The sequence below is a fragment of the Actinomyces sp. S6-Spd3 genome, assembly GCF_000758755.1.
Classification (GTDB): Bacteria; Actinomycetota; Actinomycetes; order Actinomycetales; family Actinomycetaceae; genus Pauljensenia.
On the sequence record NZ_JRMV01000274.1, the window covers coordinates 30,163 to 45,161 of the forward strand.

Genomic DNA, 14,999 nt, shown 5'->3' on the forward strand with positions numbered 1-14,999 from the left:
AGTGTTCGATGCGATCTGATGCAAGGAGTCATCATGGGAAGCAGTCTCAGTCAGAAACTCATTACCGCAGGGCTGTCTATGGCCGTCGGTTTCGTGGCCGGAAAGGTCGCGGAGCTGGGCTGGAAGGCTGTGACCGGTCAGACCGCACCTCAGGATGATGACGGTACGGCATCCTTGGTTTCAGTGGTCGCTTTTGCCGCAGTTTCTGCCGCTATTGCGGCGGTTGCTCAGCGCGGCGTCGTGAACAAGACGAATAAGTGGTTTGCCCCGGTTGATGCTGTGTCGCAGATCCTGTCGGATCTTGATCAGCCGGCTATCGCAAATTAGAAAATAGCGGAAGATACGTGGAAAGATCGGTGCGCTGTCCCGAGGCCTGAAGGTCCCCGTGGGAGAGCGCATCATTCCAGTCCAGCATTCCGCATGCGAGTTTGAGCCAGGTTTCTGGCGACATTTCGATCACCGCCGGGGGAGTCCCTCGGCGGTGAGTTGTTCCTGGCAGGATCTGAGTGGCACCGGCCGGGGGAACGCGAAGTTCGACCGAGCGGCCGGGGTGCAGGGCTGCGATTTCTTCGAGCGTGTAGCGTACGGCGGTGAAGAGAGTTGCTCGCGAGGCGTCTTCGGGGGCGCGGTACCACGTGAGGAGTGCGGTGTGGCCGTCTGCTGGATCGATACGCCGTTTTGCCATAAAAGTAGTGTAGGTCGCTTCGCGTATGCTGGCGTGGAATTGCCCGATCCTGCCAGATCCGCTATTGTGGTGTGCCGAGGTAGCGTGTCCGAGCGGCCGAAGGTGCAGCACTCGAAATGCTGTGTGGTGTAACAGCCACCCAGGGTTCAAATCCCTGCGCTACCGCGTTAAGGCTTGTGGCCCCAACTGATGTTGGGGCCACAAGTTTTTTATTGGGCAGAACGTCCGCAGTGTTTTGATTGCAAGCCAAACCTAGCTTTCCCGATCGGTCCCTGTTACGCTTGACCTTGTCGGGTTGGTACCCTCCGCCAGGCTTGAAATAACAGCACGATTCAACGCGGGGGCTGAAGGCCCGACATTTGTATAAGGCGAGGGAAGCCAGCCAGCCCGCTGTTTCAGGGCAGGCCTCGGGTCTCTCGCCTTTGTCATACCCGGCGAATCGTAGTGATGCTGAATCGTTAGCAGGATCGACTGTATTTCGAATGCAGGAGGTTGTGATGGCTCGAAATGCACTAGCTGCAATGTCATCTTGAGTAAGTTCTCTGAGCACACGTGGCACTTGTGTCGCTTCTTGTTTTCCCCGCGCGCGCGGGGATGAACCCAACGCAGGCGGTGATTGACCACATTCTGTACGGGACAACAAAAGCAAACGGGAAGCGCACGAGCGGACACTCATACAGGCAAGCAGAACGCGAAATGAGGACAGGACAAATCGCCTTCCCAAGAACCTGGAGCGACACCGACATTATCAGGGCCGCGTTTCTAACAATTACCAATCCGACGTCTCTTAGGATTACGCAACAAGGGCGCCGAATTTACGCATACAGCACAGTTAATGGAGTGCAAGTGGCTACGCAGATAAGCGTGAGAGGCAAACACGCGACAAAGGGCGCAACAATCACTACACATCCCATTGGAGGCGTAGGCGTACTTCGCGCATCAAATGGTAAATTGACACCAGTTGAGTGAGGGATTGATCATGACTGAGGCAATGTATACGGTCGAAGACCTTATCAAATATGCAGACAGCATCCTTCCTATTCCCGTTCTCGAAAATGAGGAGAGTAAGTTCCTTCTTGAAATAGCCGAGGACGAATCGCTCACGATGAAAATCATCGGAGACCTCATCATTTACGGAGCAGACATCCCGGAAAAACTAATCGACGGCCTTGTAAGGGGGTACGACGAAGAACTGATCCGGGAGTACTGGGAGGACTGCCTGTACGACAGGCAGAACGCCTAATTCCCCCTCTTCATTTTCCCCGCACACGCGGGGCTACAAATCAATGTTGTCTCACTGCTGCTTGCCGCCCAAACAATTTCCACGCGGTTTCTTGGTGTGCATACAGGGCAAGCCAAGCCTAGCTTTCCTGATAAAACTCTGTTAAGCTCGGTCCTGTCGGGTTGGTACCCCCCGCGAGCCTGAAATAAGTGGCCAAGAGAAAGTGGAGGCTGAAGGCCCGACATTTGTATAAGGCGAGAGAAGCCAGCCAGCCCACCAGTTACCCCGGGCAGGCCTCGGGTCTCTCGCCTTTGTCATGCCCGAAAAACCGGGAACTCGATCATCCAGACCGCGCGCAAACAGTACACGAACGCCGACAACCCGCCTGAGCCCTCACCGCAGCAACAGCGGCGTGACCTTGCATTCTTCGCCCAGCTTCATCGGCGCGATCGAACATTCATCGCGCATAACAACCAAGCGTTCCAGCATTCGCTGGTGCACAGACCACGGATCAATCGTATTGAGGTAAATCCTTGTCCCGCCCTCAAAACCGGCGATCGTGGAAATCCTCCACTTGATCAAGATCCTCATGCGCATGGGAATCGAGGAACTCGGGGGCCGGTAGTACCACTCCTCGTTACACGGCACCTCCGCGCCCGTCGCGGCGTGCATCGCGTGCACAAGGTCGCTGATGCCTCGTAATTGTTCCGGGGAGTACTCCCAAGGCTCAGCCGGCGCATGAAGCGGCCAAATCGCCAAGGAGGGATAGCGATGTCCAAACCCAGCCATCGCCACAGCATGATCGTTTTGCGCCAAAACCAGCCCACGCGTCGCAGCGATCTTCAAGAGCTCGTCATAAATCCCCGGATAGGTCCGCACGCGCTCAATCTCGTCATGCGTCTGCGTCGAGAACTCATCAATCGCCACAAGCTGCTTGTGCAAGTGATCAAAAGACGCACCCGCGGGCTTGAGCCAGTTCTGGAAGGCCACCACGTACTTCACGGCCGGATCCAAGTCGTACAGGTCCCGCATCGCCCGCACGGTCATCGACATGTACTGGAAGTGTTCCTCGGGCGTGAGCGTCCCAGCCGAAGCCAATTGGGACGTATCCTTCGCCCCGTCAACGAAGTGTCGCCGCCCAACAATCAGATCATGCCCGCCCGAAAAGAAACCATTCGCCTGAGTGAGCTTCTCCGAATCTGACAGCTCCTCAAACTCCTCGAGACTTCCACCCGAGGCCAAGAAACGCGCGCGGACAACATTCATTACGTGGTCGTATCCCCGTGGCGAGGCAAGGTACTCCGCCATCCTGCGCCGCTCGGCCTCGGAAGGAACATGGCCGTGATTGAGGTGCCAATAGTTGTAAGAAACAATCTCGAAAAGGTTGGGAATCCGCCGAAATTCCGCAACGGTATCTCCGAGTTCCTCAGCGCCGAGGCCGTGGAGAGTTTCCCATTCACCCTCGCGCGTGCGGACAATGCGCGCCTTCTCGGGAGGGGTTTCCAGGTACCGACCCGAACAAAAGGCGCAGTGATGCCCGTCTAAATCATGATCGATGATAGGCGCAGGCGAACCCGGGCGAGTCAGAGGGCGGTGAGCCCGACCCGGAACCGTCCACACTTCAGTTCCAGTTAAAAGGTTGCGCTGTTTGACCGTCCCGTCAGAAAGACGGAGGATCGCTTCGTCGCTCCCCGTAGGTAGTACAGCCATGCTTCTACTTTAGGCCGAAGACGCGTGTGCGTGTGTCCGAAAAATGAATTTCAGGCGGGCAGCCAGCCCTTTGCGCGACGGCCAAGATCCTCGAGCAAAGCGCTGGCCTCTTGAGCGCGATCAGGTTGAACAAAGAGATGGTCGTGGCGACGGCATGCAATGAAATTCGCGGTAATCGAACGCGCTGCGAGGATCTGTGCAATCGATGCAGTAATGCCGATTGCGGCAAGCTCGGTGGAAGAACCCAAGTCGATTCGCGTGTACAGTTCATCGGCATTGATACCTGCTTCACGGGCAATCTCTTGCTCAACGACCACGGTGTAGCCATCCTCGTCGCGGATCACGGCGAAGAAATCGACCCCCTGAGGAATCTCGTCGACCAGAGAGAAGACATAGGTGCCGCTGGGCTGAGGATCGAGGGAAGCAAGAACTCGGTCCAAGTCAGTCGTAGAAACATGAGTCATGTCTTCACGATAGCCCAGCGGCACACCCACAATCTGTGCCTGTCTCATATCCAAAAACGATATGAGTTGCGCCTGAAGCGAAAGCGCTACATTCGGTCCATCTCATCGGGACGAGGCCCCGTGCGACCTTCCTCCCCGCGATCCAGTTCGTCAATCCTGCGCATCTGATCCGCGTCCAATTCAAAGCCTGTGATGGCAAAGTTTTCCGCGCGCCGTTCATGCGAGGACGCTTTCGGGAAAGCGACGTCGCCTCGTTGAATTGCCCAGCGCAGAACAACTTGCGATTCTTGCGCACCGACTTCGCGCGCGATATCGACAATCACGGGATCGGAAAGGACAGCACCGCGTGCCAGGGGAGCCCAGGCCTCGGTAATGATCCCGTGGCGAGCATTGAAACGGTGTAGCTCACGGTTGGCGAAGTACGGGTGTGATTCGATCTGGTTGATGGAGGGCGGGATCTCGCAGCTATTGAGGATTGGCTGGAGGTGGTGGGCCTCGAAATTCGAAACACCGATGGAGCGCACCATTCCTTCGCGGACGAAAGTCTCCATCGCTCGCCACGTGGGCATAATATCGCCGCCGTAGTGCATGGGAAGAGGCCAGTGGATCAAGAACAAGTCCAAGTAGTCCAGCTGCAGTTCCTCCAAAGAACGCTCGAGGCTGGCGCGCGCAACATCGGGCTCATGGTTGGGATTGTTGAGCTTCGAGGTCACGAAAATTTCCTCGCGCGCCACGGGGCTGTCCGCGATGGCGCGTCCAACCTCGGCCTCGTTGCCGTACATTTGTGCGGTGTCGATGTGGCGGTAGCCAAGCTCGAGTGCATCGAGGACTCCGCGAAAAGAGTCCTCGCCGACAAGCTTGTATGTTCCAAAGCCGAATTGGGGAATGGTATGCCCGGAAATCAAGGGCAAATGCTGAATTATGGGGGCCATGATGAATACTCCAGGGTGAATTCACACGTCATAAGTGCACAAATTTTTATGATCTTAAAGACATGATATGTTCTTCGACCGTTGAAATTACTTTTCATTCCTTTACTAAATGCCGAAGAAACGTCTAAAACTGTTATTTTGGCTGAGAAAATCAACGAAAAAGTGACTATGCTGTGCCCAGTAATTCTTTAATCATGGAGGTGGCTGTGACTAAGAAACGCGCGGAGGGCGAAAGCAGGGCCCGTGCGCTCACGCGCTCGCGCCTCGTTGACGCAGCAGTGGAAATTCTTGTTGAACGCGGTTTTGCGGGAACAAAAATTGATGAAGTTGTTGGTCGTGCGGGCTATACCCGCGGCGCATTCTATTCGAACTACTCGAATATGAATGAGCTCCTTGAGGATGCTTTCATCGCATATTCGACGCAACTTTTGACCGAGATGACGCAGGCTTTTGATTCAATCGAAGGCCCGCTTGACCTCGATAGCATCGTTGCGACGCTGGAAAGCCTGGCGACTCAGGGGCGCACCGCCTACATCCTCCTTATGGAATACCGTCTTTTCCAAATGCGTAACCCCGAGGCAAGCGGCATTCCGGGAAGTCAGCGCAACCAGCTGGCCGATTTTGTCACCGGCATGCTGGAGTCTGCCCTCGAGCGTATGGGGCGTAAGCCGCTTCTGCCGACGAACATCATGGGCGAGATCCTCTCGATCTTCTACCTCGAGGCTCTGGGGAGCGTCAATGACTCCGCAGAGGCAAACCAGATCCCGATCCGCAAGGTCGTTGACGTCATTGTCTTCGGCTTCTCGATCCCTAAGGATCAGGATCCGCAGACTGCTGCTTCCTTTGAGGGCGCCGATCGCGAACAATTCCGCGCCGAGGCATTGGATCCCTCGCGCGAAGGGCTGATTCCTTTGGTGCGCGAGGCCATCGCAAGGAACTAGAAGAACGCGCTTTAAGCGTTTTTCTTTTTAGACGATTTGTTGGGGGCGTGCGATATGCACGCCCCCAACTACTATTTTGGGCGGCACCGCGAAGATGCCGCCCAAAATACTCGATCGTCCTTACTTCAAATCAGCGGGCCACCAGGACACCGCGGATACTCGGCAGGTCAGAGCCTTCGCCGGAAGATCAGCTTCTGCCTTGAATTGCTTCGATTCACCCGGATTGATTCCCTCAATCTTTGCTTGGGTTTGCGCAGTATCAGTGGTTCCTTCAAGCGATGAAGTGATCGTGAGGGTGAGGTTTGACTTCTTCATTGAGCTCGTTGCTTCCTTAGGGCCCTTGTACTTCTTGAGTTCGCCCGAAATCCTCACGTGGTTGCCGTCAGCTTCGCACTTGACGCTGATGTCCTCCAAGGAGGCTTGTAGCTTGGAGTAATCCTGATTAATAGTGAATGCCTTGACCTTGTTGGGGCAGATTTGCTCTGCGTATTCGCCCTTCGGATCAACGGTCTTCAACTGTTTGAGGAGGTCTTGGATCTTGCCTGCATCACTGGCAGATGCGGGGGTGACCGAATCGCACCACGGCTGAACTCGGGCCGCGGCGGCTTTCTGTTGCGTTTCAGTGAGTTGTTGCTCAATCGAGGCTGACTGCGACTGAAGATTACTGGTCTCTGAACTCAGGGAGCTGACCTTCTGGTAAGCGAGCAGGGCTTGAACCAGTGTGACGACTGCCCAGACCAAGCTGATAGCGCACAGCGCGGCGGTAATTCGCACAACACGCTTCGGCATCTTCGAAGAGGGAGCCTTCGTTTCCTGCGGCTTCTCGGATTGAGTGGATTCACCTGTTGCCTGGGGATTCATGCTGCTCACTTGCCCGACCCTTCCAGCTGTTTGTTCAATGCGTCAAGCTTCTTTTGCTGTTCCGCGACACTTTGACGCAGTGGCTGAATTTGAGCGTCAAGGATGGAGGCGCGATCTTGATTGTGCTGCGCAGAATTCATGAGGGCAAAGCCGGAAACAGTAAAAGCGACCGTCAAAAGCACATACATGACGGTGAGGAACTTTTGCTTACCTGTCCATGCGGAGGGTTTCTTCGGCTTTGCGGGCTTCGCTGGGCGAGCAGGCGCCATTGGGGCCGCGGGCGCGCCGGGGAAGCCAGATGTGCTGCTCGATCCGTACGCAGGCTGCGTTGTCGAGGCGTAGGAAGGCCGCGTTGGCGCCGCTGAGTAGCCCGCTTGGGGTGCGCCAGGAACGCTCGCCTGGGGTGCGCCAGTGTAACGAGGCTGGGGCTGCGCGAGGGGTGCTTGGGCCGGCGCGGGCGCAGGGCGAGCCTGCGCAAAGGGCGCTTGAGGCTGTGCGGAAGAAGGACGTGCCTGTGGCTGCGCAAACGGCGCCTGAGGCTGCGCGGAAGAAGGACGCGCTTGCGCAAAGGGTGCCTGGGGCTGGGCGCTTGAAGCCTGAGCAGATGGGTACTGTGCTTGTGCAGAGCCGGTCGTTGAAGCTGATGGGTGAGCGGGCACAGCGCTGTAGGCGGATGACGAGGTCGTTACTCTACCTGCAGGGGTCGTGCCGTTTGTGGCACCGGTTGCTGCCTGTGTATAGCTGGTCCACTGCGATCCGTCCCACCATCTCAGCTGGGAGGAGTTCGAGGGATCGCGGTACCAACCCGGCTGCGGATTTGTCATGGCGGGATCCTTCCTATACGTCGCCCTTTATTGAACGGTAACATGCTGTGCGAATACTGTGAGCATTCTGGACGCGAGAGTGTCTTACTCGCCACTGTATCCACTCTTATCTCGCAATATTCTGGGTTTCCTCTCCACTGGAAGCTACCCTTAGTCCTTATGGCCCAATTCCTCGCACAGAACCATCTTCTGACTCTTTTCCTTGTCGTTGGACTCGGTGCTATTTTAGGGGCGATTCGCGTTGGCCCCTTCCGTTTTGGGGCGGCCGGAGCTCTCTTCGTCGGCCTCCTGGTCTCTGCATATAGTCCCGAAGCGGGGCATGGGACTGCAATTATTCAACAAATCGGATTGGCCTTTTTCGTTTACACCGTCGGTATTGCCGCAGGATCGACATTCTTTGCCGATCTGCGTCGCCAGAGTTCTCTCTTGGGCTCTGCGACCATTATCTGCGTCGTTGGAGCCATCATTGCCTGGGCGGGTGGTCATTTCCTAGGACTGGGCAAGGGCCTCGTCACCGGGTTGTACACGGGCGCACTAACCGCGGCCCCTGCGCTCGACGCGGCCACACGTGTCAGTGGAAGCGGCGATGCCGCAGTGGGATACGCCTTCGGTTATCCCATTGGCGTGATTGTCGGCATCGTCGTCGTCACGATGACAGTGACGCGCAAGTGGATTGGCGAAAAAGACACCCCCTCACTCGCGGGCGCGGGATTAGACGCGGTAACCGTCCGCGTCGAAAGGGCTGTGGCAACTCGCAAGATCCCCGCCTGGCGAGAAGGACGCGTCCGCATGTCCTACCTGCAGCGTGAGGGACGTACGCGAGTCTTAATTCCCGGTGAAGAACTGCGCAGGGGAGACCTAGTTGTTCTGGTCGGTGGTTCCTCGGCAATCGCAGAAGTTGTCGAGCAACTTGGTGTCCAGACCGAGGCGCACCTGGCTGATGATCGCTCGGACGTGGCCTTCGAACGCATCGTCGTCTCCAGCCCAGACGTAGCGGGCCGATCGATTGCGGAACTCAATATGGCGACCCGCTTCGGTGCGGCTATTACACGAGTTCGACGCGGCGATCTGGACCTGCTCGCCAGCGATGACCTCAAGCTCAATCTTGGCGATCATGCGGCAGTCGTTGTCCCTCAAGAAGAACTCGACAATGTCCAGAGTTTCCTCGGGGACTCCGAGCGTCGCGTGAGCGAAGTCGATGGAATGGCTTTCGGAATCGGCATGGTTTTGGGAATGGCGCTCGGGGCAATTCCATTCCCCATGTTTGGCGGAGCAACCTTCCAGTTGGGCTCAGCTGCTGGCCCACTCATCGTCGGTATGCTCCTTGGTGCGCTTCGTCGTACGGGTCCGCTGGTATGGACCCTGCCGGCCTCGGCGAACATCACGATCCGTTCCATTGGCCTCATGCTCTTCTTGGCCGCCCTGGGCCTCAATGCTGGCCCCGCTTTCGTTGAGCTATTGGCCAGCCCCCAAGGGTGGAAGGCCGCTCTCCTTGCGTTGATCATCGTTGCGGCCTGTTGCGTCGCACAGGCTATCGCGGGCCGCTTCCTTGGCTTGTCTGCGCCTCGTAGTGCGGGTGCTGTCGCTGGGTTCTTGGGACAGCCGGCCGTTTTGCAGGCTGCGGATGCGCGCGTTGCTGATGAACGTATCGAGGCTGCATACGCGACACTGTTCGCCTTCGCGATCATCGTCAAAATTTTCTTGGTGCCATTTATCTGGACACTGTGAGCTAAGGAGTAATTCATGGCAACACCGGATTTTGTTCTGGAACTACGTCGGCACGTGGGGCACTCCATGCTCTGGCTTTCAGGCTGTACCGCTGTCGTCTTACGAGGCCGTGATGGAGCTGCGATTAATTGGCAGGCTCCCATCGACCCCGCTTCCGTCGAGATCTTGGTCGTCCAACGCGCGGATAATCATCAGTGGACCCCGGTGACCGGGATTATCGATCCGGGCGAGGAACCTGCTTGGGCAGCGCTTCGTGAGATTCTCGAAGAGACGGCTTGCAAGGCGCGTGCACAGCGTCTGATCAACGTCGAAGTCGTAGGCCCCGTGATCTATGAGAATGGGGATCAAACGACCTATCTTGACCTAGCATTCGCATGTGAGTGGGAGGACGGAGACCCCTTCCCGGCCGATGGGGAAAATACTCAAGCTGCTTTTGTTCGGGGCGATGAACTTCCACCGATGAATGAACGCTTCAGGCGCACGATTGCGCGCGCGCTGAGCGGCGAGCTTGCTGCTTCCTTTAACTAAGACATGAAAAGGTGGTGCCCGGGTGAGAATTCACCCGGGCACCACGGCATGTCAATCAATCAGGCGCCAAGCCAGTAGGCAGCCAACACCTTACGAAGATCAAGAAGATCTTGGACATGGCTCATCTCGCGAGCCGAGTGCATGGAGAGCAATCCAACACCCACATCAACGGTCTCGATACCCAGACGCGTTGCGGTGATTGGGCCAATCGTTGTTCCGCAGGGTGAGGCGTTATTTGACACGAAGTCCTGTGAAGAGGCTCCTGCACGTTTGCATGCACGCTTCCACAAGGCGATACCCACACCGTTTGTTGCGTAACGCTGCTTAGCGTTGATCTTGAGGACCGGGCCGCGGCCCATGACCGGGTGATGCGAAGGGTCGTGGACCTCCGGGTAATTCGGGTGCACCGAGTGCGCCGCGTCCGCGCTCACACACGTAGACGAAGCAATCATGCGTGCATAGCCGTCTTCATCACGCCCGAGCGCCCAAGCAGTGCGACGCAAAACGTCTTCGAGGATCGGGCCGGCCGCGCCTGTGCGCGATTCGGAACCAACTTCTTCATGGTCGAAACACGACAAGACAATAATGTCTCCGCCTTCAGGAATGCCCATCCCTGCGATATCTTCAAGTGCCGCCAGTGCTGGATGGACCGAAGAGAGATTGTCCTGACGTCCAGCGGCAACAAATTGTGCCTCCGAGCCAAAGGTCGCGGGGCCCTGTGAGGGAGTACAGATCAGATCGAAGGAAACGACCTCGTTTGCGTTTTCCAGACCAGCAGCACGGGCGATGGTGTCCATCAGCGAGGCATCGGGGCTGTCGACCGTCCACACGGGGTGCAAGTGCTTCTGGGGATCGAGGTGCAAAGACTCGTTGACGCCTCGGTTGAGGTGGATTGCCAGCTGCGGAATGCGTGCCAGTGGCGCTGTGCGGACCAGGATTTCTTCTCCCGAGGCCATGATCAGTCGACCCGCAACGCATAGTTCGCGATCGAGCCAGGAATTCATGATCATTCCGCCGTAGACTTCGACCTCGATCTGCCCCCAGCCATCGCTTGTTGTGGTCTGGGGTGAGGGCTTAAGCGTGAAAGCGGGGGAGTCTGTGTGTGCACCGACAATTCGGAAACCGGTTGAGTCGGTGACGTTTTGGGGAACCATCCATGCCATGACGGCTCCGCCGCGAACCATGACATGCCCGCCGGGGCTTGCATCCCAGGGTTCTGTTTCGCTTTGGCGGGTGAAGCCTGCGTCTTCGAGGCGCTGAGCGACGAGGGAAGCCGCGTGATAGGGCGTGGGGGAATCAGCTAGAAAATGGAGATAATCGAGAGTATTAGAGTCGAGTTCTGGATTTTTAGACTCAAGTCGTGGTGTCATACCTGCATTTTACGCTGCACATTTTATTCAGGAGTGGGTGGACATATGTGCAGCGGTACTTTTTCGCTCACATGTATTGAGCCGCGCTTTGTTTCAGTAAATGCGGGATGACACTAAAACAACTTTGTTCAAGTATTTAGATGCAATTGTTGTCAGATCATATTAGTTCGTAATAATTCGATGAAAATCCGTCCGGTTTATTTGCGCATTTGCGCAGGTCAGGGGCTAGTTTTATTCCTCTGAGACTGATAAATTAAAAGGGTGATTACTCAAAGCAATGAGACTCTCCTCGATGAGAGCGAAGCTGAGCTTTGGCACGCGTGGAGTTCTGTTACGCGTGCTGTTCAGAGCGCCTTGGGTTCCGAAATTAGCAAGAGCGCTCCTTTGGCTTTAATCGAGTTTGAAATGCTCGATGAGCTTGCTAATGGAGAACAACCTATGCGTTCTGGAGAGCTTGGGGCTCTTGTCTCGTTAACGCGCTCTGGAACCAGCCGCGCGATCTCCCGTCTTGTCGCTAAGGGCTTCATCAGTAAAGAAGGATCGTCAACGGATCGACGCTCCGTTCTTGTGTGCCTCACCCCCGAGGGGCGCAAGGCCTACGAGGCCGCTAATAGTGTCTTCGCAAACGCAGTCCGCAGCGGGCTTCTCAGTGCGGTAGACGGCAATGACCGCGACACCTTACTGAGAATCCTGAACGTCATCTCCGACACGATTCTCTAAAAGAAAAGTGGGGCAGCGTAAGCTGCCCCACCCCACATTCTGGGTCTACACGGTTAGAACGACTTCCTGTAGACGTTGGTTTCGCGCTGAAGGAAACCAACCCGACGGTAGAGGCGGTTCGCCGCCTCTCGCGTCGGCCGGGATGTCAGATCGACTGTCCGAGCCCCCAACGCCTTGGCGTGGTCCACTGCGGCTTCCACAAGACTTTGGCCAACGCCCTGTCCGCGCACGGCCTGATCTGTCACAACATCTTCAATCCACGCGCGCCTTCCCGTTGGAATGTCAAAGACGACCAGGGACAGCATGCCCATGATCTTCTCCTCATCATCAACGGCACACACCAGGTGCAGGCACTCTTGGTCAAAAAGCTCCTCAATCTGCTCCACGGACAAGGGTTGTGCGGAGGAGGACAGCTGCGGAAGCAAACGGTCGAAAGCCTCGTGAACCTGATCGTGAGAAGAATCGGGAAGCGTATTCAGGATCTCGATACGCATGGGTGCTCCTTATTTGGTGCGTGAACAATGGCCAAAGTTATGCCATTGAGGATAGCGCGAGCACTCCTTTAGGAGGCGCGGCTCAAGCGAAATGTATCGTTATGTGAACCCACTGCAGCACGTGCGCGCAATGAGTGCACAGCCGCCGGCGTGGGCGTGGCCGGGGTCGGAAGCGAGGCCTCGGGCTTGAAATCCTGCAGATCCGCAGCCGTCGCTTGGACAGAAACGGAGTGATCAAGAGTGTTTTCTTGCCTGCCGGATGCTTCCTTCTCCGGAGCGAAGACATAGCGGCTCTGCGCGGAGTAGGAGACCAGGTACATCGTCGTGTCAGCGATAATCTTTGCCAGCCATAGCGGCATTCCCAGGCTCGTCATCACGGAAAGCATGATGTAGGAGCCGGCGACGACCGCAAGTGCCAGGGACGCATAACGCATCGCACTGCGACGCAGGGAGGTGCCCTTGGCCTCGAAAACGTGGCGATTCATTGTGAAGTTCACCGAAGCGCTGACCAAACGAGCAGCAACAACGGGGAAAAGCAAAGTACCCGTCACCGCGTTCAAGAGAAGAACCAAGACATAGTCAATAACGGTCGCAATTCCTGAAGAAGCGGCGAACTTCAAGAGCGGCGCCCAAATTCGCGCGGAATCTTGCAGCGGACGGAAGTGAGAGGTCGGGTTTCCGGCCTCGTAAACTGTCTCAATCGGAATTTGGGTGACCGGATGACGGAACTTCGCCAAGTGCAAAAGGACGCGGAGCTCGTACTCATAACGATCACCCTCGATACCGACTAACGTCGGCAAAAGGTCAATCGGGAAGGCGCGCAGCCCAGTCTGGGTGTCCTTGAGCTTCCAGCCGGTTGCAAGCCAGAAGAGCCCAGAAGTCGCGCTATTACCAATCCTCGAACGTGCCGGAACATGACCGACGAACTCGCGGACGCCCAAAACACTCTGATTGGATGTTGCAGAGGCCTGGCCCACGCGGAAGATATCGACAAGCGTGTGTTGGCCATCGGCGTCTGCAGTCACAACGCAATCATCGATTCCAAGGCTTTGGGCGCGGTCATAAATGTAGGTGAAACCAGCCCGAAGCGCGTACCCCTTACCGCGGTTGCGTTCGTAGGAGATGACGTGCGCGCCCGCGGTGCGCGAGGCATCGAAGATATCCCGGTATTCTTCGCCGGAACCGTCATCGACCACAACAATGCGCATTGCTGAATCAGCTCGGTGCAGCTCAAGGATGAGACGCGGCAATCGTGCATCCGGTTGGTAAGCAGGAATTAACACGTACATGGCTCAAGCTCCCTTCGTGATGTAGATGATGTCGGAGGTAGCGCGTTCGCCACCGTTGGAGGGGTTATTGACGACTTGGCCGTTGAACCACATTTCAGAGGAGCCACCGCCGTCGAGGTTGTAGGCGGTCTTTGCGCCCAGGCTCTGCATGATTTCGGCCAGGCCGCTCATCGTTACGCCGCTTGAAGTTCGCGAGCGACCATCCACAACGACGAAGACAAAGTGGTTGTCGTCGATGATGCCGATCGCGGTTCGCGGCTGCTTATCCTGGATCGAGTGGTTACCGAAGTTGGTATCGATCTCCAGGTTGTCGATTCCGCTGATCACCTGGCCGTCCTGCAAAAGCGCCGGGCCGAAGGAGAGGGTCTGCCACACGCCCTCGTTGACCAGGGTTTGAGCGTTGGTCTGAGTTTCGTCGTAGACCTTCATCGTGCCGTCCTTGTAGATGGCCAGGCCTTGACGAGCGCCACTGTCGCGGTAGATTGTGCCGTTTCGGATCACGATGCCCGTCGAGCGGAAACCGTAGTAGTCGCCGTTAATAGCGAAGACGGCGTTGTTATCCGTCGCGATTGAAGACACAAGGTCCGTGATGTTCGCACCGAACTGATCGTTTGCGAAAGCGGAACGCAGAGCAGTCGCGTCGGAGAGCTGAACATCCGCGACGTAGTAGGTGACGCCGTTGTTTTGGACCTGCTTCACGGAGATCTTGGTGTTTCCGTTCGTGTAGGTATCCGAGGTGATCGTTGCGCTATCCGTATTCAGAGAAGTTGTCTGCGCGTTGCCCTGAGCGGCCTCGTACGAAGAAGCGCTGGTGACTTCAACGTGATCGATCACGTAGCGGTTGAGGGCCCATGCGGTGGTGCCACCCAATGCCAGCGTGATTGCGGTTGCGCCCGCAATGATTCCGTTGCGTAGTCCCTTGCGACGACGCTTCGTGGGGCGGGTACGAGTCGGTTTAGTGCGGTGCGCCGAGGCCGAGGAACCTTCCGTGCTGGAGGCCTGAGTCTGGGCGGTGGCTGCCTGCTGGCGGGCAGCGAAGGAGCGGGCAAGATCATCGGCCGAAGGAGTGGCCGGAGTGGGGAAGTCATTCTTGTTCATGCCCCTAGAATTCACGGCCGGCTTCTGTAGGGATTATGGACAAGCTGTGCTCCACCTGTGGAACAAATACCTCTCAAAAACTCCTTGCATTTGATGAATGTTCGCTGGAAGATAGATGAGTCACGTCTAGGCA

16 protein-coding genes and 1 tRNA gene are annotated in these 14,999 nt (G+C 56.7%); 7 read left to right on the forward strand and 10 right to left on the reverse strand.

Annotated elements, in window-relative coordinates:
• Window positions 1-33 precede the first annotated feature (33 nt).
• On the forward strand, window positions 34-327 hold the full coding sequence (locus HMPREF1627_RS03605) for a DUF4235 domain-containing protein (RefSeq protein ID WP_034501223.1): 294 nt from the start codon (window positions 34-36) through the stop codon (window positions 325-327).
• Here HMPREF1627_RS03605 and HMPREF1627_RS03610 read toward each other — a convergent pair.
• A complete protein-coding gene (locus HMPREF1627_RS03610; RefSeq protein WP_034501225.1) occupies window positions 314-685 on the reverse strand; it encodes a sterol carrier family protein in 372 nt (123 codons plus the stop codon). The two genes, HMPREF1627_RS03605 and HMPREF1627_RS03610, sit on opposite strands and share 14 nt — an antisense overlap.
• A 78-nt stretch (window positions 686-763) precedes the next feature.
• Between HMPREF1627_RS03610 and HMPREF1627_RS10485 the strand changes: the two genes are divergently transcribed.
• Together HMPREF1627_RS10485 and HMPREF1627_RS03615 are read left to right on the forward strand one after the other, a co-directional pair.
• Window positions 764-850: transfer RNA gene (locus tag HMPREF1627_RS10485), tRNA-Ser, on the forward strand.
• Between the two features lie 814 nt (window positions 851-1,664).
• Window positions 1,665-1,928, forward strand: coding sequence for a hypothetical protein (locus HMPREF1627_RS03615; RefSeq protein ID WP_034501227.1), 264 nt, complete (start codon window positions 1,665-1,667; stop codon window positions 1,926-1,928).
• Between the two features lie 372 nt (window positions 1,929-2,300).
• On the opposite strand, the gene HMPREF1627_RS03620 is transcribed toward HMPREF1627_RS03615, so the two are convergent.
• The 3 genes from HMPREF1627_RS03620 to HMPREF1627_RS03630 are packed head-to-tail and all read right to left on the reverse strand — an operon-like array spanning window position 2,301 to window position 5,013.
• Entirely contained in the window at window positions 2,301-3,617 is a 1,317-nt protein-coding gene (locus HMPREF1627_RS03620; protein WP_034501229.1) for a DUF4921 family protein, read from the reverse strand.
• Window positions 3,618-3,667: 50 nt separating this feature from the next.
• Window positions 3,668-4,129 (reverse strand): ACT domain-containing protein, encoded by a 462-nt coding sequence (locus HMPREF1627_RS03625; protein WP_231945358.1) that lies wholly within the window; start codon window positions 4,127-4,129, stop codon window positions 3,668-3,670.
• A 38-nt stretch (window positions 4,130-4,167) separates the two neighbouring features.
• Window positions 4,168-5,013 (reverse strand): aldo/keto reductase, encoded by an 846-nt coding sequence (locus tag HMPREF1627_RS03630; RefSeq protein WP_034501231.1) that lies wholly within the window; start codon window positions 5,011-5,013, stop codon window positions 4,168-4,170.
• Between the two features lie 206 nt (window positions 5,014-5,219).
• Here HMPREF1627_RS03630 and HMPREF1627_RS03635 point away from each other — a divergent pair, with 206 nt between their 5' ends.
• Window positions 5,220-5,954, forward strand: a complete 735-nt coding sequence (locus HMPREF1627_RS03635; protein ID WP_034501233.1) for a TetR/AcrR family transcriptional regulator — start codon at window positions 5,220-5,222, stop codon at window positions 5,952-5,954.
• A gap of 120 nt (window positions 5,955-6,074) precedes the next feature.
• Here the strand turns inward: HMPREF1627_RS03635 and HMPREF1627_RS03640 are convergent, their stop codons facing one another.
• Both HMPREF1627_RS03640 and HMPREF1627_RS03645 read right to left on the reverse strand, forming a co-directional pair.
• A complete protein-coding gene (locus HMPREF1627_RS03640; protein ID WP_052040829.1) occupies window positions 6,075-6,824 on the reverse strand; it encodes a hypothetical protein in 750 nt (249 codons plus the stop codon).
• The gene (locus HMPREF1627_RS03645) at window positions 6,821-7,639 is read right to left on the reverse strand and encodes a DUF2510 domain-containing protein (protein WP_034501237.1); all 819 of its coding nucleotides are present in this window, start codon (window positions 7,637-7,639) and stop codon (window positions 6,821-6,823) included. The genes HMPREF1627_RS03640 and HMPREF1627_RS03645 overlap by 4 nt, the downstream gene beginning before the upstream one ends.
• A gap of 159 nt (window positions 7,640-7,798) precedes the next feature.
• Here HMPREF1627_RS03645 and HMPREF1627_RS03650 point away from each other — a divergent pair, with 159 nt between their 5' ends.
• Both HMPREF1627_RS03650 and HMPREF1627_RS03655 read left to right on the forward strand, forming a co-directional pair.
• Window positions 7,799-9,367, forward strand: coding sequence for an aspartate:alanine exchanger family transporter (locus HMPREF1627_RS03650; protein ID WP_034501239.1), 1,569 nt, complete (start codon window positions 7,799-7,801; stop codon window positions 9,365-9,367).
• 15 nt (window positions 9,368-9,382) lie between these two features.
• Window positions 9,383-9,895: an NUDIX hydrolase gene (locus HMPREF1627_RS03655; RefSeq protein WP_034501241.1), complete on the forward strand. Its 513-nt coding sequence runs from the start codon at window positions 9,383-9,385 to the stop codon at window positions 9,893-9,895.
• Between the two features lie 59 nt (window positions 9,896-9,954).
• On the opposite strand, the gene HMPREF1627_RS03660 is transcribed toward HMPREF1627_RS03655, so the two are convergent.
• Window positions 9,955-11,265 carry a M18 family aminopeptidase gene (locus tag HMPREF1627_RS03660; RefSeq protein WP_034501243.1) on the reverse strand — a complete coding sequence of 437 codons (1,311 nt, stop codon included), beginning with the start codon at window positions 11,263-11,265 and terminating at the stop codon, window positions 9,955-9,957.
• Window positions 11,266-11,526: 261 nt separating this feature from the next.
• Here HMPREF1627_RS03660 and HMPREF1627_RS10000 point away from each other — a divergent pair, with 261 nt between their 5' ends.
• Entirely contained in the window at window positions 11,527-11,985 is a 459-nt protein-coding gene (locus HMPREF1627_RS10000) for a MarR family winged helix-turn-helix transcriptional regulator (RefSeq protein WP_052040830.1), read from the forward strand.
• A 53-nt stretch (window positions 11,986-12,038) separates the two neighbouring features.
• Here the strand turns inward: HMPREF1627_RS10000 and HMPREF1627_RS03670 are convergent, their stop codons facing one another.
• From HMPREF1627_RS03670 to HMPREF1627_RS03680, 3 genes are all read right to left on the reverse strand, one after another.
• The gene (locus HMPREF1627_RS03670; protein ID WP_034501245.1) at window positions 12,039-12,479 is read right to left on the reverse strand and encodes a GNAT family N-acetyltransferase; all 441 of its coding nucleotides are present in this window, start codon (window positions 12,477-12,479) and stop codon (window positions 12,039-12,041) included.
• 68 nt (window positions 12,480-12,547) lie between these two features.
• The gene (locus tag HMPREF1627_RS03675; protein ID WP_052040831.1) at window positions 12,548-13,768 is read right to left on the reverse strand and encodes a bifunctional glycosyltransferase family 2/GtrA family protein; all 1,221 of its coding nucleotides are present in this window, start codon (window positions 13,766-13,768) and stop codon (window positions 12,548-12,550) included.
• A gap of 3 nt (window positions 13,769-13,771) precedes the next feature.
• Complete coding sequence (locus HMPREF1627_RS03680) at window positions 13,772-14,866, reverse strand: phosphodiester glycosidase family protein (protein ID WP_034501248.1); 1,095 nt, start codon at window positions 14,864-14,866, stop codon at window positions 13,772-13,774.
• Window positions 14,867-14,999 lie beyond the last annotated feature (133 nt).